Below are 17,896 nucleotides of genomic sequence, written 5' to 3' on the forward strand. Positions count from 1 at the left end.
ATGCCGGGTTACACTCCGGCCCACCACAGCCGCAGCTTCATCCCCCAATAGCTGGTCCAGCCGGTAGTACTCTGCACCACTTTGCCTTTGGAAATGATCACCAACGTTGGTGTCACACCGATTTGCCATTGCGCCGACAGCGCACCCTGCGGATCGTTAACCACGGGTAACGTCAAACGTTTAGCTGCCATCCACTGCGCTACCTGGCGATCGTCGCCAGAGCGTAATGCCACAGTCAACACGTTATTCCCTTCGTCAGCCAGTTTGGCAACATACGGCGTGGTGAAACGGCATACGCCGCACCAGCTGGCCCAGAAATAGACCAGCAGTGGCTTATCCTGACTGAGCTGAGCCAGTGACACCTGCTGACCATTTAGCGTCGTCAACACTTGCGAATCGAACGCCGCCGGTGCCTGCGGGGCACGTAACCAGTCCATGCCAAACGCCGCCACCAAGACGATCAGCAGCAAGACCAACAGTTCGCGCGCCCAGCGCCGCAGCCTAGCCATTTTTCACTTTCGCCAGTTGCTGCTTCACCATTGTTTCCAAGTCTTCATAAGAGACTGCGCCCGGCAGCATCTGATCCCCGATCAGCGTCGCTGGCGTTCCTTGCACACCCAGCTTCTCTGCCAACTCCATATTTGTACGCAACGTGGTCATGCTCAGTTCACTCGGTGCGACCTCTTTTACGCCAGTTTTCTGCTGCGCAGCGGCAATGCTGGCATTGTCGTGGAAGCCTTTTTTCGCCATCAGGCGTTGATGCAACGCCCAGAATTGGTCCGGATGTTGCTGCCAGGTCGTTAATGCCACCCGCGCCGAACTGACTGAGCTTTCCCCTTTGAAAGGCAGTAATTTAACTACCAGTGCCACATCTGGGTATTGTTTGACGATCTTCTCCAGCATCGGGTCAAAACGCTTGCAGTACGGGCAGTTGTAATCGGTAAAGGTCACCATGGTCAGTTTGGCATTGGCAGCCCCCATACGTGGACTGGCTGGATCTTCGTACAGCACATTGGCATTTTGTTTGATCGCCTGGCTAATTTGCTGTCCCGTTGTCTGTTGCTGCCAGGCATCAACTGCCTGTGCCAGAATATCCGGATTAGATACCAAGGTTTCACGGATCAGCTCTTTAATGCGCACCTCTTGCTCAGGCGTAAATGGCGCAGCAGCCCAAACAGGGGTAACAATCAGCATCAGTAAAATCATTAATTTTTTCATTGTACGTTTCCTTTGGCGGCGGACAGAGTTTGTAATACGGCATCGCGGGTCAACAGCGGGGATAACACCACGCCATCGGGGCTGCCGGGGCCATAAATTTGGTTAAAAGGCACGGCAACGCTGCCGCGCTGTTGCAGGAAGGCACTAATCTCGGCCGATGGACGGCTCCAATCGCCACGCAGAGCAACAACGTCATCGGCGCTTAGCGCCTTTTGTACATCGTCACGCAGCATGACATTGAATTTATTGGCTTTACAGGTCACACACCAGTCAGCTGTCACGTCGACAAATACCCGTTTTTTCTGGGCCAGTGCCTGGGTGATCGCCTGCTCGCTCAGCGGTTGCCAAGCCACGTTGTCGTGTAGCGGTTGACGCCACAGGCCAGCAGTGAGTGAACCGGCCAACAACACGCCCCCAACCAACACCAGCGTGCCGGCAGCCAACTTAGCGGCCAGGCGAGCACCATGTTGCCAACCAACGGCCAACAACAAAGCCAGCAGCGCGATACCGCCCACCACCAGCGTCGACAACATGCCAATATGGTTGACCATCAGGCTCAGCAACCACAATGAAGAGGCAAGCATCAGCAAACCCATCACCAACCGCAAACTGTTCATCCAACGGCCCGGTCGTGGCAAACGCAGCGCCAGTGACGGCCAGGCTGCAATGAGTAGCCATGGCAGGCTCATGCCTATACCCAGCGCGACAAACATCCCCCACAACACCGGCAAAGGTGCTGCCAATGCAAAGGCCACTGCGGTACCCAGGAAAGGTGCAGAGCACGGCGTTGCCAACAAGGTAGCAAAAGCACCTTGCCAGAAATGCCCCCCCAGGCCACGGCCGTTATGGGTCGCCAGTTTGGTATTTAATGAAGAGGAGAGTTGCAGGTGGAACAGGCCAAACAAGTTAGCGCTGAACAGCAGCGTAACCAGAACCATAAAACCAATGAACCACGGGTTTTGGAACTGAATGCCCCAGCCAAGCGCCTGATTGCTCAACCGCAGCAGCGTCATTAGCAACGCTAACGCCATAAACGAGGCCACAATACCAAGGGTCGACGCGAGGAACTGTAACCGGATGCTCTGACGATCGCGATGCTCTACCTGGAGAATTGAACCCAGTTTAATGCCCAAAACCGGCAGTACGCAGGGCATCAGATTGAGAATCAACCCACCCGCCAGCGCCATCAGCACCGCCTGCCACAACGAGAAGCTTGCCGCAGTTGGCAAAGCCAGCGGCCCACCAATCGGCAGGGTCACCTGCTGCGCCAACCCGCCATCGCTGATCACCAGCGTCAAGGTTTTACCACGTAGATCCGGTGCGCTGTCCCCCCAACCATCGCTGACCGGTACCCGCGCTAACATGCGCACACCGTCGCGACTCACCTTTGGCTTGCCGAGGTCAGCATCTTCCAGGGTGTCGAAGAACAGTTCAGGCTGCTGCCAACCGGCGTCACGCTCAGCGCTGATTTGCAGTTCGCCACTCTGGTAGCCGGCCTTAATACTGTCCACTAACCCATCAGCAATCGGTACCTGCCCCATCGCTTGGGCAAAATCATGGGTAAATTGCGCGTCAGACGGCGTGCCAAGATCCAGGCTGAATGGATAGTCGGTCAAGATACAGACGTTGCTGCAAGTTGACAGTGTCAAGGTCCCTGCCAACTGGCGCGGTGTTGTGCCCTTAATCACTATAGGGAGCTCAACCCGATCGTGATAACCCTGGGTAGAAATACCAGCAACATCAAAGCGCTGCGGCGTCGGCCAGAACCAGGTGGCCGGAGGTGGGTTACCCTGCCAGGTTATTGCCGGTGCGATACCGCCTTCCCCCGGCGAACGCCAATACGTTTTCCAGCCTTTTTGCAGTTCTATTGCGAGCAGTAATCGGGTTTCCCCATTTTGCGAAGTATCGGCGCGCAACCGTACCTTCGCGTGATCATTCGTCGGACTTTGCAGCCAGCCGCTATCCGCCGCCTGTAAAGCAGGCAGCCATAGCATTAACAGGCAGGCTAACGCCGACCTGATGATATTCAACATGTTCTTTCTCCATAAAATAAATCAATCACCAAACCAAACGGGCAATTAACTCATTCACGGAAGACGCATAATCGGAGATGCACCCTAAGGGTGGTGGGGGATATCACTCTGGGAGGTGGAATGCGCAGGCGCGCAGCCACGGTAGGTGCCAGCAGCACCAGTAATAAGCCAAGACCGAACAGTAACGTTTCAAATATCACCGGCGGTGAGGCCAACAAGGATTTGGCACTCAGTTCGCAAGGGGTCGGTTGGGCATCAGCAGCGTCATCGGTCGTAGACGCGACAGCGCTAGCGACTGGCAGGCCAAGAGCTTGTTGCAACGCATGCAAGCTCGCCATGCGCTGAGTCATACAGATCAGCACCACCAGGCAAGCCAAGCATAAAAACCATTTTGCAATCCGCTGCTGTTTAACCATGCCGTCCTCAATTCCAAGTCTGCGCTTATCTTAGCGGCGCAGGCGCGTTTAGCAATGTTTTGCCTGTAAAGAAATGTCTGTGGACGGTATTGATGATGGCCGTTTACAGGTATCATAAGCGCAAACCTGTGCTTTTCGCCGGGTACGACGATTATTCTCTCCCCAAAGTAAGGGGTGTTACGGCCAGGCGGCAAGCACGTGGGTCTCGATGAACGCACGACAGTACGTGATTCGAGTGAAATTGTGCAGCCAATACAGCAGTAACGCCAAGTAAGCTGGGGATACACAGCGAAGGACAGGTGATATGCAACCTTTGAGTGGACCGGGTACCCCGATCGCCAGCGATCGTCCCCCAAGCCCGGATAAAACCACAACCACTGACTGTAGTCCGCTCTCCCCAGCTCAACGTACTACGCTGGAGAAGCTGGTCGTCAAGATCATGGCACTCAGCCCGGCCAAGTCCGCCGAGATTTGGGTTACGCTGCGTCATGACCTGCAAACGGACAACAACAGTGAACTGTTGGCTCGCCATTTTCAGCCAGCCGAACAACTGTTGCAGAACCGATTGGCGCAGGCACAACAGAGCCACGCCAGCCGCCAGCTGTTGCAGCAACTCACCGAACTGTTACCGCAGGGCAATAATCGCCAGGCCGTCAGCGATTTTATTCGCCAGCAGTTTGGGCACACGGTATTGAGCCAGTTGAGCCACCCGCAGTTGCAACAGGTACTCAACCTATTGCAAACCGGTAGCCTGACCATTCCTCACCCGCAACAGACAACGACCAGCGATCGACCGCTGCTGCCTGCCGAACACCAAAGCTTGCAACAGCAGGTGACCAAGCTCAGCGCCGCTACCGGTGAATCTCCGGCTAAAATCTGGCAGACTCTGTTTGATCTGGCTGGGGTAAAAACCAACGATCCCCTACCGGCTCGCCACTTCCAACTGTTGAATCAGTTTTTGCAGGTGAAGGTAGCGTTGAGTCCACAGACAGCACCAACGCTGAATAACCTGTTGGCCGCACTCAAACAGCCGGCAGACCCGCAGGAGCAACAGCAGCTGAATGACTACTGCCAGTCGCGTTTTCACTGCAACGCCACTGCGCCGCTAACTCATCCGCAGATGAGCGATGTGATCAACCAACTGTTTGCGCGCCGTCTGGAAAAGACCGGTCCGGCACAGCCGCTGTCCTTCAGCCACGCCGAACCACAGCCGTTGCTCAACCCACTGATTGCCGCCCTGCCCCAACCGCTGCAAAAAGCGCTGAGCAAACCGGCCGTAGCGTTTATCCTGTTTATTCTGGTGCTGGCTCTAATATTGGCGCTGGTGTTTTAACCCCTCAGGCACAGCCGCAGTCTTCTCCGGCAGCACTTCCCAACAGCGATCCCGGCTGTTCACCGGTGGCCAATGGATGGCCATCGCGTAGCCAGAAGTCCAACCCACCAATCAGCTCTTTCACCCGGAATCCCTGTTGCGCCAGTTTGTACGCGCCTTTGGTTGAGCCGTTGCAACCAATGCCGTCACAGTAGGTCACATAAACTTTGCTGCGATCCAGATGTGCCGTACCCGCCTCGTCCATCAGCCGATGGGGCAAACTGATGGCACCGGGAATATGCCCGGCTGCGTACTGGGCTTCTGCGCGTGTGTCGATCACCAGGATCTCACTGATACCATTACGCAGATCTTCTGCCACGTCCCAAGCGTCCGCGTAATAACTCAGTTTCGCCGCCAAATAATCCAGGCTCTGCGCCGCCGTCCCCGGTGGGAATGCCAAAACCAATGAAGATACCGTCATGGAATTTACCTCTGTTGATAAAGACTGATGACAATATTGCCTGATTTTGGTCTTATAATTGATACCCATTTTCAGTCGTTGGTAAGTCCCATTATGACGAATGCCCTGCTTACCCTTTTTCGCCAACCGGAACACACAAACGGTACCTTGCGTGAGCGCGTGTGCAGTACATTACGTCGGGCTATTCATGCCGGGGCGCTCATCAATGGCCAACGCTTGCCCTCATCCCGAATACTGGCCAAAGATTTGGGCGTATCACGCGTGACGACGGAGGCAGCCTATAGCCAACTAGAGGCCGAAGGCTATCTGCAACGCCGAGTAGGTCAAGGGACCTTCGTGGTTATAAGCATCGTTAAATCCCCGCCCGTCGCCAAAGCGTTAGGTGAACCGCACTTGTCACTCCGCGGCAGGCAGATCGTACAAACAGGTGGTTGCCACGATCCCCAACAGCCGCTGCCCTTTGCCGCCGGTTCGCCGGATCTGCGCGTCTTCCCACTAAAACTGTGGAAGCAGCTCACCGCCCAGCAATTACGCTTACGAGGAGAAGCCCTGATGCGCTATGGCGATCCGCAGGGTTACCTACCGTTACGCGAGGCCATTGCCGGCTATGTCAGCCAAGCACGCGGCGTTAATTGTGACGCGCAGCAGGTCATGGTACTGACCAGCTCTCAGCAGGCTCTGCAGTTGATTGCTACTTTGCTGTTGGATAATGGCGACAAGGTCTGGATGGAAGAACCCGGTTATCGCGGTGCCCGGAATGCCTTCACCAGTGCCGGCGGCGAACTGGTACCGGTCAGTGTCGATGAAGCCGGTATGCTGGCAGATGAAAAACACCCTGCTCCCCGGCTGATTTATCTGACACCCTCACACCAATATCCTACAGGTGTAGCGCTGAGTCTGGCTCGGCGGCTCGAATTGCTGGCATTGGCGCAACGGCAACAGGCATGGATTATTGAAGATGATTATGACAGTGAATTTCACTATGACGGTCAACCTATGCCAGCGATGCAGGGGCTGGATCGGCGGGGCAATGTGCTTTATCTGGGTACGTTTTCCAAGGCGCTATTTCCCTCGTTGCGGCTGGCATATTTAGTGCTCCCGCCTGCATTGGTAGAACCTTTTACCACCGCTCGCACGGTTTATGACGGCCACAGCGCACAACTGATGCAGGCAGTGACCGCCGAATTCATCCTGCAAGGGCATTTTGCCGCGCATATCCGCTATATGCGCCAGTTGTATCGCAGCCGTCGTGACAGACTATTGTTGGAGGTAGCAGAGAAGCTCGGGCATTTTGCCCGTCCGCAACCTGCAAATGGCGGATTGCAACTCAGCGTTTGGCTTCCCCCAGGTCAAGAAGCCGCCCTCACCCTTCAGGCACAACGTTTAGGTGTGATAACCCCCGGACTGGCGGCACAGTATCAAACAGCAAACATGCGGCGCGACGGTTGGTTATTGGGCTTTTCTGCCCTGACACCGGGAGAGATTCGTGCGGCTGTTGAACGGCTAAGCCAGGTCATTCCCGTTTAGCATTGCTGCGCGCAAACAATAGGGTGAAAACTATCCCGGTTAATGCACATACCACGCCAGCCATAAAGACTGACGAATAACCCAACGAGGTAGCCAGCAGCCCGGCCAACGGACCGGTTGCAGCATAAGAGACATCCTGAAATGCCGCGTAACCACCAACAGCAGTGCCGCGTGCCTGTGGCGGTACTCGTTTGACCACCTCCACGCCCAATGCAGGGAAGATCAGCGAACAGCCAAAACCGGTAAAGGCAGCACCGATCAAAGCCACTAAAGGCGTAACGGCTGAAAACAGCAACAACAGCCCAAAGGCTTCGATCACCAGTGAGACCAGCGCCACGCGGACGCCACCAAACTTATCAGGATAATGGCCGAACAGCAGGCGCATCACGACAAAAGCTACGCCGAACATCGTTAACGCCAGACCGGCGTGCCCCCAGCCGTTTGCACTGAAATACAGTGAAACAAAGGTACCGATCACCGCAAAACCCACGCCCTGCAAGGCCAACGCCAACCCGGGTTGCCAAATACTGCCCACCACTTTCCACAGCGAAGGGCGTTCGCCGTGCGTTGGTGCTACCGCGGCAACACGCATATTCAGCAGCATGGCAATCAATGGTAGCAGCAACGTAGAAACGCCGAGAGCCACAAATCCCCAGTGCTGATTCAGCATCAGCCCGATGGGTGCACCGGCCGCAAGAGAGCCGTAAATCGCCATACCGGTCCAGGACATCACCTTACCGGATCGGGCGGGTCCCATCAGGCCAAAACCCCAGGTCAGAGTGCCAGTCAGTAGCAAACTTTCACCATAGCCCAAGATCAGCCGCCCAAGGATCAGCAAGGCAAATCTGATTTCCGCTGCCGCCGGTAACAATGCCGACCCCAGATAGGCCGTTCCCGCGAGTGCGCAGGCAATCATCCCCTGCCACGCCGCACGTTTACCGCCAAGACGATCGGCCAATCGCCCGGCATAGCCCCGAGTCAGCACCGTCGCCAGAAACTGAATGCCGACAGCTATGCCAACCATCAGGTTGCTCATGCCCAGTTCAAAATGCACATACAGTGGGATTACCGGCAGCGGCAAGGCCACGGTCAGATAGGTCAGGAAGATAGCGCCGGTCAACGAAAGCAACGCTTTATTAGCGGAAGGTTCCGCGTGTGAAACTACAGATGACATAGATGCTCACTCTAAAAGGGGAAAAACAAAGAGAGAGCCAGATGACCCCAACACTCTCTTTTCTCGTTGCAAAGCAACAAGAACGAGTGCGTTGGATTACGTGAACGCTTACGCAGACCGGATAACGGGCTGTATCGGCAGATATTAACCAGTGTGTCCGGCGACTGTCAATCGCCGGGCCGTAGATTACATTACTGCTCGGTCAGCCGCAGTTCGGCAACCACCGGTAGGTGATCGCTGACCGCTGGCCAGTGAATACCATTCCAGTCACCACTGACATTGGGCACTGTCAGGCTATCCAGATGCCAGCGCTGGGCATTGCCGCTAAAGATATAATCGACTTTAATTTCGGCATTTTCCGCCGGCCAACTGCGACCATCTTGCGCGGCAGGCATGATGTCGTTCCAGTAGCGGCTGAGCTCGGTCCAGGTAACGCTGCCCGGAACATCGTTCATGTCGCCAAACAACAGCTTGATGCCGCGCATTTCGATGGTGCGGTCGTTCAACTCGCGCACCTGATCCAAACGCATAGCCGGATCTTCTTTGGTATCAAGATGAGTATTGATCAAGGTGATTGGTGCCGGGAACTCGGGCACGTCGGTCTGGGCGCTAAAAGCAATACGCTGTTCACGCTGCCCGGACGGCAGTGGGTAAATCTTGCTGTCATACAGCGGATATTTTGACAGGAACGCCAGGCCATATTCACCGCCGTCAAAGTCAATTGCGCGACCAAAGGCCACGTGCATTCCTGTCAGCTTTGCCAGCTCTTCAGCCTGATCCACTTTACCGCTGCGGCCCGTCAGCTTATCCACTTCCTGCAATGCCACCACATCAACGTTCATCGCCTTGATTGCCTTGGCGATGGCGGTCATGTCGCTGACCTTGCCGGCGGCAATATTAAAGCTGGCTACGCGAATCTTCGGTGCCTGTTCCAGGTTATAGGTTTTGTTCTTCAAGCCACCAAGTGCGCTGGCCACTTCACGACTATTGGCATTGCTGTTGGCATGACCGCCGTCGGTAGAGGACCAGGCAGTATGAGATATTCCCAAGGATAACAGAGTAATAAGCAAAGTATGACGTGAGCGCATGAATTCTCCTTTAAGCGTTCAGATTTTTGTTGAGGCACCCGAACCCCACAGCTAACAATGATTTTGCCGCAGTTACCCGCGACTATTTCCTAGTTATCTCGCTATTTTTTTATTCTGCGCCGCATCTCGCATTCCGATAGTGAAAGTATTGCACCATTGGACAACAGGCTGAATTAGCTTTAAAACCGATAGACCGCTTACCGAGAGGAACCCAAATGACCCGCGCCATAGCCGAACAGCTCACCGAACGTTTCTTCCGCTATCTGGCGGTGACCAGCCAGAGCGATGCCGCTGCCACCACCCTGCCCAGCACACCGGGGCAGCATGACATGGCCAAGCTACTGGCGGCCGAACTGCGCCAATTGGGGATGCAAGACGTACAGATAGATGAGCATGCGACCGTCACTGCACGTAAACCCGGTAACCAACCGGGGGCACCACGCATCGGTTTTATCACCCATATCGATACCGTTGACGTCGGCCTGTCAGCGCATATTCACCCACAGTGCCTGCACTTTAACGGCCAGGATCTGTGTCTGAATGCAGAGCATGACATCTGGCTGCGCACCGCCGAGCACCCGGAAATTCTCGCCTATCCAAATGAAGATATTATTTTCAGCGACGGTACCAGTGTACTCGGCGCTGACAACAAAGCGGCAGTGACGGTAGTGATGACCTTGTTGGCTAACCTGAGTGCTACAGATCGTCACGGCGATATTCTGGTGGCCTTTGTGCCGGACGAAGAGATTGGCTTACGCGGTGCCAAAGCACTTGATTTGGCGCGCTTTGACGTGGATTTCGCCTATACCATTGACTGCTGCGAATTGGGCGAAGTGGTATATGAAAACTTTAACGCCGCTGCGGCGGAGATCCATATTGAGGGCGTTACCGCGCACCCAATGTCGGCGAAGAATATCCTGATCAACCCGATTCGCATCGCCAATGACATTATTAACCAATTTGATACCCTGGATACACCAGAACATACCGAAGGGCGCGAAGGCTATTTCTGGTTCAACGACATGGTTGCCAACGCCAACCTCGCCACCTTAAAAGTGTCGATCCGTGATTTTGATCTGACAGCGTTCAATGCCCGTAAAGCGCGTATACAAGAAGTAGTACAGCAGGTGGCAGCAGATTACCCACGCGCTAAAGTGAGTTGCACGGTCACCGATATCTACAGCAATATCAGCAACTCTATCGGTGATGACAAACGCGCCATAGAACTGATTTTCGGCGCCCTCGCCGCCCATGGTATTCCACCAAAGGTTATCCCCATGCGGGGAGGCACTGACGGCGCAGCGCTGTCCAGTCGTGGGTTGATAACACCCAATTACTTCACCGGTGCACACAATTTCCATTCACGCTTTGAGTTCCTGCCGGTCGGTGCCTTTGTGAAGTCATATCAGGTGACCCGCAGCATTTGTTTGCTGGCTGCCCGCGGTTAGCAAACACCCCTAAGCGCGATATTTAATGCAAAGATATCGCGCTTAAGCCAGTAACCAGCCGAGTACCCCACCCCATGCCAGTAATGGCAATGAGTAGTAATGGAATTTCAGCCAAATTTTACGCTCACCCGCCATACGCAACGCAATCAGATTCGCCAGGGAGCCGATCGCCAGCCCAAAGCCACCGGCATTCACCGCATAAGCCAGCAGTTGGCTGGAAGGCACGTAATTGAGCAGTAAAATGGTTGCCGGCACATTGCTGATCATCTGTGACAGACCAATTCCGAGAGCATAGATACCGCCGTTGTTCAGCGAGGAAATGCCAGCGAACCAAGATTGAAACGCCTCAAGCCGGGTGAACAAACCTACGTCGATAAACATGGCAATAAAGACAAAAATCAGGCTCCAATCAATCTGCAGCAGCACCCGGCGTGCCACCAGTAAAAAACCGGCGAACACGGCCAACAGGCCATACAGTGGCAGATCAATATCCAGACACAGCAGAAAAATCACGTACAGTGCCACACAGCTCAGCAACAGGCGTCGCTGGTAAGGGTAACCTTCGGTATGTGGAGCTTTAACGATCTCCCGTGCAGGGAAACTGAACCAGGTTAGCAACAGCAAGCTGGCCAGCATCGCTGCACCAAAAGGTGCCATCTGGGCAATAAAACCCAGGAAAGACAGCGAGGACTTGCTCCACAACAAAATGTTCTGCGGGTTGCCAATCGGCGTCAGCAACGAGCCGGCATTAACCGCCAGCGCCTGGAAGATTATCAACCGACTAATCGGCAGCGAAGACAGTTTTTTTAGCGTGATAGTCAGCGGAATAACGATAAACAACGCTACGTCGTTCGTCAGGAATGAAGACAACAATGCAGCGGAAAACACCAGAAACATCGCCAGCCGTCGCTCACTATGCAGTGTGTTGACAATCTGACGGCCAATAAAGTCAAAATAGCCGCTGACCTCAACCCCCTTGGTCAACAACATCAATCCCAACAGCGTGATGATGGTACGCCAGTCGATAAAACCGCTGAGCGCAGGCAGTGGTTGCGGATGAATAACCAGCATCAGCACGCCGGCCACCAGCAAAATATGTAAAAAACGATCTTTCAGGAACGGCTGGAACAGCCGCACAACGGCGTTTGAACTCATGTTGAGCGCTTCAAAAAACAACCAGGGATCAAGAACCAGACGTTAGCCCAAGCGCGACGGCAACGCCAGTAAAATGCTCTTTTACCTTTAACCGCTTTTCATTCGCCCCACTTTGCTTTATTTGTAGCGCCTTCCCCTGTTTCGAAGGATTTTTTCATGGCTAACGTTTTTGCCAAAGGGCTTCTGCTGAGTATGACGCTCAGCCTGCTTAGCGCCTGTAATGACCAAGATTCCCGCCCGCAGATTGATCTCGAGGGCAAAACCATGGGTACCTTCTACAGCGTCAAAGTCAGCGGCGATATAGCCATCAATAAACAACAGTTGCAGCAGCAGGTCGATGCCGTGTTGGAACGGGCTAATGACGATATTTCTACTTACCGTACGGATTCGGTGCTGTCGCGCTTTAATCAAACTCATAGCGCTGATCCACAACCCATCCCGCGCGGCATGGCAGACATTATTCTGATGGCTCAACGTATTGGCCGCGATACTCAGGGCGCGATGAATATCACCGTTGGCCCCCTGGTGAATCTGTGGGGCTTTGGCCCGGATAAGCGCGCGGTAAAAGTACCGAGCCAACAACAAATAGAGGCAGCGCAAAAAAATGTTGGCCTGCAACACCTCAAATTGATCAGCGACGATCGCGGCGAATGGCTACAGAAAGACCTGCCAGAAATGTATGTCGATCTCTCAACAATGGGCGAAGGCTATGGCGTCGACCAACTGGTAAAACTGATGGCACGTAATGGCATCACCAATTATTTAGTGTCCGTCGGTGGTGCAGTCTCCTCACGCGGTGTTAACGGCAAGGGCAATGCCTGGCGAGTAGCGATACAAAAACCAACCGATCGTGAAAATGCCGTACAGGCACTGGTCGATCTGCAAGGCTACGGTATCAGTACCTCCGGCAGCTATCGCAACTATTTCGAACAAGATGGCCAGCGCTATTCGCACGTGATCGACCCCACGACAGGTCGGCCAATTACCCACCGCCTGGTATCCGCCACTGTGATCGCACCAACCGCGTTAGAAGCCGACGGCTGGGACACTGGGTTGATGGTGCTGGGCACAGAAAAAGCACTCAAACTGGCGGAAGAAAAAGGGCTGGCAGTGTATTTGATCAGCAAAACCGATGACGGTTTCAGTGCAGTAATGACACCGCAGTTTAAAGCGTTTCTGGTGAAGTAATTATTGGTTCAGTAATAGCAGCGCCCTACATCAGCCAAAGAAAAAGCCCAGCGAAGCTGGGCTTTATACGGATAAATTCACCGATGGGAAGGTTATTTGGTTAACGCGATAATACCCAGCGTCAGACCGGCAACCGCCGCCGCACCACCGGCGATAGCGCCTGCGGTTTCCCAGTTATCCTGTGTCGTGCCTTTCATACAGGTGTTGGTGTGCACCAGACGGCCCTGATCATCATAGACCGGTACGCAAGGTGAATCAGTCGCGCACCCAGCCAAAATGACCGACAGTAACCCAACTGCAATTAACTTTTTCATACTATTGCCTCAATGTTCGACCACTCTGAAAAGCTACGCCGAGTGATAATCGCGCTATGGAGCCATTGTATGCCCAAAAGGCTGAACAAAGCGTTAATGATCCGTCAGCAGATGTAATTTGGGATAACTCTGAACGGCCAACCCACCAAGCCTGCAGACAGCAAAAAGCCCGCGAATAAGCGGGCTTTATTCTAAAACCTTGAGCCGGAATTACTTCTGCAGTTTACGCATCACCAGCGTGGCGTTAGTGCCACCGAAACCGAAGCTGTTGGACATCACGGTAGTCAGCTCACGTTGAGTCGGCTGAGTCACGATGTTCATGCCTGCGGCTTTCTCATCCAGGTTTTCGATGTTGATGCTCGGCGCAATAAAGCCGTGCTCAACCATCAGCAGGCTGTAGATCGCTTCCTGCACGCCAGCGGCGCCCAGTGAGTGACCGGTCATGGCCTTGGTGGAGGAGATTGCCGGGGTGTTGTCGCCAAACACTTCACGGATAGCACCCAGTTCTTTCACATCGCCAACCGGCGTAGAAGTCCCGTGCACGTTCATGTAGTCGATTGGGGTGTCAACGCCCTGCATTGCCATCTTCATGCAACGCACCGCGCCTTCGCCTGATGGCGCAACCATGTCTGCGCCGTCTGACGTTGCACCGTAGCCGATGATTTCAGCATAGATGTGCGCGCCACGTGCCAGTGCATGTTCCAGTTCTTCTACTACGACCATACCGCCGCCGCCTGCAATGACGAAACCGTCACGCGCTGCGTCATAGGTACGGGACGCTTTTTCTGGGGTGTCGTTGTAGCTGGTGGACAGAGCGCCCATCGCATCAAACTCACAGGCCATTTCCCAGCACAGTTCTTCACCGCCGCCAGCAAAGACTACGTCTTGCTTGCCCAGTTGGATCAGTTCAACCGCGTGGCCAATACAGTGTGCAGAGGTTGCGCAGGCAGAGCTGATGGAATAATTAACGCCACGAATTTTAAATGGGGTTGCCAGGCAGGCAGAAACACCTGAAGCCATGGCCTTGGTCACCATATATGGGCCAACGCCGCGCAAGCCTTTGGCGCGCATGCCGTCAGATCCAGCAACCTGGTTGCGCGGAGAACCGCCACCTGAGCCAACCACCAGACCGGTGCGATCATTGGAAACCTGATCAGCAGCCAGACCAGAGTCTTTGATGGCTTCTTCCATGGAAAGATAGGCATAAACGGACGCATCACTCATAAAGCGCATGACTTTACGGTCAATCAGACCCGTGGTGTCCAGTTTAACATCGCCCCATACGTGACTACGCATGCCGGAATCTTTCAGCTCCTGGGAGAACGTGATCCCAGAACGACCTTCCTGCAGGCTCGCCAGGACCTCCTGTTGGTTGTTACCAATGCTGGAGACGATTCCCAGGCCAGTAATCACTGCACGTTTCATTCAATACCTCTTCCACAATTTTACATTCGGGATTTTGCATCGCACTTTAGCGTACAGATGTACGCCGAACAAGTCCGATCAGCGTTTTTCAGCTTTATTCTTATCCAGTTTGCGCCATAGCGCCAGCACCGTTAGAATCCCGTCACCCCTTGAGTTATGAGCAACTAACCGTGAGCCACGCCCCGATCCAAACCGCAGCGTTATCCTGGAATGAACAGGGTACACCTGTTTCGAAACAGTTTGATGACGTCTACTTTTCTAATCAGGATGGGCTGGAAGAAACCCGCTACGTATTTCTTAAGGGCAACCACATTCCTCAACGTTTCATCGATCATCCCCGCCCCCTGTTTCTTGTGGCGGAAACGGGCTTCGGCACCGGGCTTAATTTTTTAACCTTATGGCAGGCTTTTGCCGGCTTCCATGAGGCAGCGCCGAACGCCACGTTGCAGCGGCTGCACTTTATCAGTTTTGAAAAATTCCCCTTGTTACAGGCCGACCTCGCCGCTGCACATGCACGCTGGCCGGAGCTGGCAACCTATGCCGATGAGCTGCGTGCGCAATGGCCACTGCCGCTACCGGGCTGTCACCGCCTGCTGTTGGCAGAAGGCCGTATTACACTCGACCTGTGGTTCGGTGACGTCAACACGTTATTGCCGCACTTCGACCCCAGCATGAACCGCCAAATCGACGCCTGGTTCCTCGACGGCTTTGCACCGGCTAAAAATCCGGACATGTGGACGGAACAGCTGTTCGCCGCAATGGCTCGTTTCGCCCGACCTGGCGGCAGTCTTGCTACCTTCACCGCAGCAGGCTTCGTGCGGCGCGGATTGCAACAGGCCGGATTTGAAGTCATAAAGAGCAAAGGTTTCGGCCAAAAGCGTGAAATGCTGATTGGTAAGCTGCCTGACGATGCACCCGCTATCACGCATCCCTCCCCTTGGTCACTCCGTCCGGCAGCGGACAGTACCGACGATATTGCGATCATCGGCGGTGGCATTGCCAGCGCGTTAGCCGCCCTTGCGTTGTTACGCCGCGGCGCGAAGGTTACGCTGTATTGCGCCGATCTTCGGCCCGCCGAGGGAGCTTCCGGCAACCGACAGGGCGCGCTTTATCCATTGTTGAATGGTCGGGGTGACGCTCTGGAAAACTTTTTCAGTGCTGCTTTCCCCTTTGCCCGCCGCCAGTACGATGCGTTAGTGCAACAAGGTGTGGAATTTGACCATAAGTGGTGTGGTGTCAGTCAGTTAGCCTTTGACGAGAAGAGTGCCGGAAAAATAGCAAAAATACAGGCGGTCGAATGGCCTCAGGCACTGGCAATGCCAGCCGATCGCGCCACGCTCAGCACTTTGTGCGGCATCGACAGCGGTTTTGGCGGCATTAACTACCCACAGGGAGGCTGGCTGTGCCCGGCCGAGCTGACACGCAATGCGATTGCGCTGGCACAATGCCAGGGGCTGGAGTGCCATTATGAGTCTGCGCTCAGTACGCTGACCGCCACTGACACCGGTTGGCAGCTCAGTTTTAGCCAGAATGAAACCCGACAGCATGCGACGGTGATTTTGGCCAACGGCCATCGTGTTTCCGAACTGGAACAAGGTGAAGCGCTGCCGGTTTATGCGGTACGCGGTCAAGTCTCCCATATTCCCACTACCCCAACGCTGAGCGAATTGAAACAGGTGCTGTGTTACGACGGCTATCTGACACCGGTTAATGCTAATAACCATCAGCACTGTATCGGTGCCAGCTATCAGCGTGGCGAAACCGACATCGAATATCGCGAAGAAGAGCAGCAGGACAACCGCGCTCGCCTGCTACGCTGCCTGCCAGACCAATCCTGGCCCCGAGAGGTCGATGTCAGCGGTCGCCAGGCCCGTTGCGGCGTACGCAGCGCCACACGCGATCATTTACCGATGATCGGCGCAGTACCGGACTATCAAGCCACGCTAGCGCAATATCAGGATCTTCAACGTCAACATCAACGCGGTGAAGCTATCGCCAATGCGCCGGTTTATCCAAATCTGTTTGTTATTGGCGCATTAGGCTCACGCGGGCTGTGTTCGGCACCGCTGGCGGCGGAAATTTTGGCGGCGCAACTGTTCGGCGAACCCTTGCCGGGCGACGCAGAAATGTTGGCGGCATTGAATCCGAACCGAATGTGGGTAAGAAAACTACTGAAGGGACGTGCGGTTTAATGTCAGTTTTACAGGGCGCTGTTATCGCGCCCTGTAAACTGGATCAGGCCATCGGCAATGCCGTTTGGTACAGGTTTTCCCACATACCGTACACCAACACCTGGTCCGGTGGTGACAGCTCACCGGCAGCGATGGCTTTATGCAGGCTAGTTTCCACCTGTGCCTTCAGCGCTTCAGCGGTGTGCTCACCCTGTTCTTCCACTTCAGCAACCGCCAGCGTCAGATGACCGCGCAGGTAGCCACCGGCAAACAGTTCATCATCGCTGGCGTGCTCTACCATGTCATCAATCAGCGCCAAAATGCGCGCTTCGAATTCTGCGATCATCAAATTTCCTCATTAAATAACAAACTGACGGTCAGTTGAGATCTTCCGGATAGGGGAAAAGCTCAGCCGTCAGCGGTGGCGTATTGTAAAACGATTGTAACGCCTGAATAAAGCGCGCAGGTCTTGTGGGTATTCCCTGCTCCAACAGCAACCGCACCCGCTCGCGAACCTTACGCTGGAAGGCGATGCGGTCCGGTTCGCAGTCACCGTTCAGGTTGTCGCAACTGACATTGAACGGAAAACCGGCCGCTACGCAGAACATCCATTCCAGCGACTGCGGTTTAATTTCTACCGCTTCGAATTCGCTTTGCGTCTGTGCGTCGCGCCCGTCCGGGCAATACCAGTAACCGAAATCGACCAGTTTACGGCGTTGTTCACCGGCAATGCACCAGTGTGAGATCTCATGCATACCGCTGGCGTAATAGCCGTGAGCAAAGACGATACGGTTGTACGGCAATTCGTCGTCGGCCGGCAGATAGATTGGCTCATCGTCACCTTTAACCAACCGGGTATTGTAATCTTCACTAAAGCACTGATTAAAGATATCAATCAGTTGGGAATATTGGTGTGTATCAGACATAAAAGACTCAAATAACCACA

General features: G+C 54.5%; 17 protein-coding genes. 5 read left to right on the forward strand and 12 right to left on the reverse strand.

Features of this window, described 5'->3' with window-relative positions:
* Positions 1-8: 8 nt before the first annotated feature.
* From SGR01S_RS16670 to SGR01S_RS16685, 4 genes are read right to left on the reverse strand one after another with little or no spacing between them, the layout of a single operon-like run.
* Positions 9-509, reverse strand: a complete 501-nt coding sequence (locus SGR01S_RS16670; protein WP_037425440.1) for a protein disulfide oxidoreductase — start codon at positions 507-509, stop codon at positions 9-11.
* Positions 502-1,218, reverse strand: a complete 717-nt coding sequence (locus SGR01S_RS16675) for a DsbA family protein (protein ID WP_061808039.1) — start codon at positions 1,216-1,218, stop codon at positions 502-504. Before SGR01S_RS16675 ends, SGR01S_RS16670 begins: the two co-directional genes overlap by 8 nt.
* Positions 1,215-3,251 (reverse strand): protein-disulfide reductase DsbD family protein, encoded by a 2,037-nt coding sequence (locus SGR01S_RS16680; protein WP_061808040.1) that lies wholly within the window; start codon positions 3,249-3,251, stop codon positions 1,215-1,217. The genes SGR01S_RS16675 and SGR01S_RS16680 overlap by 4 nt, the downstream gene beginning before the upstream one ends.
* A gap of 50 nt (positions 3,252-3,301) precedes the next feature.
* A complete protein-coding gene (locus SGR01S_RS16685; protein WP_061808041.1) occupies positions 3,302-3,667 on the reverse strand; it encodes a hypothetical protein in 366 nt (121 codons plus the stop codon).
* Between the two features lie 304 nt (positions 3,668-3,971).
* On the opposite strand from SGR01S_RS16685, the gene flk reads away from it, so the two are divergent.
* Positions 3,972-5,000, forward strand: coding sequence for a flagella biosynthesis regulator Flk (gene flk, locus SGR01S_RS16690; RefSeq protein WP_061808042.1), 1,029 nt, complete (start codon positions 3,972-3,974; stop codon positions 4,998-5,000).
* Positions 5,001-5,004: 4 nt separating this feature from the next.
* Here the strand turns inward: flk and SGR01S_RS16695 are convergent, their stop codons facing one another.
* On the reverse strand, positions 5,005-5,460 hold the full coding sequence (locus tag SGR01S_RS16695; protein ID WP_037425454.1) for a rhodanese-like domain-containing protein: 456 nt from the start codon (positions 5,458-5,460) through the stop codon (positions 5,005-5,007).
* 93 nt (positions 5,461-5,553) lie between these two features.
* On the opposite strand from SGR01S_RS16695, the gene pdxR reads away from it, so the two are divergent.
* A complete protein-coding gene (gene pdxR, locus SGR01S_RS16700) occupies positions 5,554-6,987 on the forward strand; it encodes a MocR-like pyridoxine biosynthesis transcription factor PdxR (RefSeq protein ID WP_370452794.1) in 1,434 nt (477 codons plus the stop codon).
* On the opposite strand, the gene SGR01S_RS16705 is transcribed toward pdxR, so the two are convergent.
* The gene (locus SGR01S_RS16705; protein WP_061808044.1) at positions 6,974-8,161 is read right to left on the reverse strand and encodes an MFS transporter; all 1,188 of its coding nucleotides are present in this window, start codon (positions 8,159-8,161) and stop codon (positions 6,974-6,976) included. The genes pdxR and SGR01S_RS16705 overlap by 14 nt on opposite strands.
* A 191-nt stretch (positions 8,162-8,352) precedes the next feature.
* Positions 8,353-9,249 (reverse strand): endonuclease/exonuclease/phosphatase family protein, encoded by an 897-nt coding sequence (locus SGR01S_RS16710; RefSeq protein ID WP_061808045.1) that lies wholly within the window; start codon positions 9,247-9,249, stop codon positions 8,353-8,355.
* Positions 9,250-9,464: 215 nt separating this feature from the next.
* On the opposite strand from SGR01S_RS16710, the gene pepT reads away from it, so the two are divergent.
* Positions 9,465-10,697 carry a peptidase T gene (gene pepT / locus SGR01S_RS16715; protein ID WP_061808046.1) on the forward strand — a complete coding sequence of 411 codons (1,233 nt, stop codon included), beginning with the start codon at positions 9,465-9,467 and terminating at the stop codon, positions 10,695-10,697.
* Positions 10,698-10,739: 42 nt separating this feature from the next.
* Here pepT and SGR01S_RS16720 read toward each other — a convergent pair whose 3' ends face one another.
* Entirely contained in the window at positions 10,740-11,852 is a 1,113-nt protein-coding gene (locus tag SGR01S_RS16720) for an SLC13 family permease (protein WP_061808047.1), read from the reverse strand.
* 156 nt (positions 11,853-12,008) lie between these two features.
* Here SGR01S_RS16720 and apbE point away from each other — a divergent pair, with 156 nt between their 5' ends.
* Positions 12,009-13,040 (forward strand): FAD:protein FMN transferase ApbE, encoded by a 1,032-nt coding sequence (gene apbE / locus SGR01S_RS16725; RefSeq protein WP_061808048.1) that lies wholly within the window; start codon positions 12,009-12,011, stop codon positions 13,038-13,040.
* Positions 13,041-13,132: 92 nt separating this feature from the next.
* On the opposite strand, the gene SGR01S_RS16730 is transcribed toward apbE, so the two are convergent.
* The gene (locus SGR01S_RS16730; RefSeq protein ID WP_020827903.1) at positions 13,133-13,354 is read right to left on the reverse strand and encodes a putative periplasmic lipoprotein; all 222 of its coding nucleotides are present in this window, start codon (positions 13,352-13,354) and stop codon (positions 13,133-13,135) included.
* A 210-nt stretch (positions 13,355-13,564) separates the two neighbouring features.
* Positions 13,565-14,779 carry a beta-ketoacyl-ACP synthase I gene (gene fabB, locus SGR01S_RS16735; RefSeq protein ID WP_012146081.1) on the reverse strand — a complete coding sequence of 405 codons (1,215 nt, stop codon included), beginning with the start codon at positions 14,777-14,779 and terminating at the stop codon, positions 13,565-13,567.
* Between the two features lie 170 nt (positions 14,780-14,949).
* Here fabB and mnmC point away from each other — a divergent pair, with 170 nt between their 5' ends.
* Positions 14,950-16,971 (forward strand): bifunctional tRNA (5-methylaminomethyl-2-thiouridine)(34)-methyltransferase MnmC2/FAD-dependent 5-carboxymethylaminomethyl-2-thiouridine(34) oxidoreductase MnmC1, encoded by a 2,022-nt coding sequence (mnmC, locus tag SGR01S_RS16740; RefSeq protein WP_061808049.1) that lies wholly within the window; start codon positions 14,950-14,952, stop codon positions 16,969-16,971.
* Positions 16,972-17,014: 43 nt separating this feature from the next.
* Here mnmC and SGR01S_RS16745 read toward each other — a convergent pair whose 3' ends face one another.
* Positions 17,015-17,296, reverse strand: coding sequence for a YfcL family protein (locus SGR01S_RS16745; protein WP_061808050.1), 282 nt, complete (start codon positions 17,294-17,296; stop codon positions 17,015-17,017).
* 31 nt (positions 17,297-17,327) lie between these two features.
* A complete protein-coding gene (locus SGR01S_RS16750) occupies positions 17,328-17,876 on the reverse strand; it encodes an elongation factor P hydroxylase (RefSeq protein WP_061808051.1) in 549 nt (182 codons plus the stop codon).
* Positions 17,877-17,896 lie beyond the last annotated feature (20 nt).

This window comes from Serratia grimesii NBRC 13537 (genome assembly GCF_001590905.1).
Taxonomy (GTDB): Bacteria; Pseudomonadota; Gammaproteobacteria; order Enterobacterales; family Enterobacteriaceae; genus Serratia; species Serratia grimesii.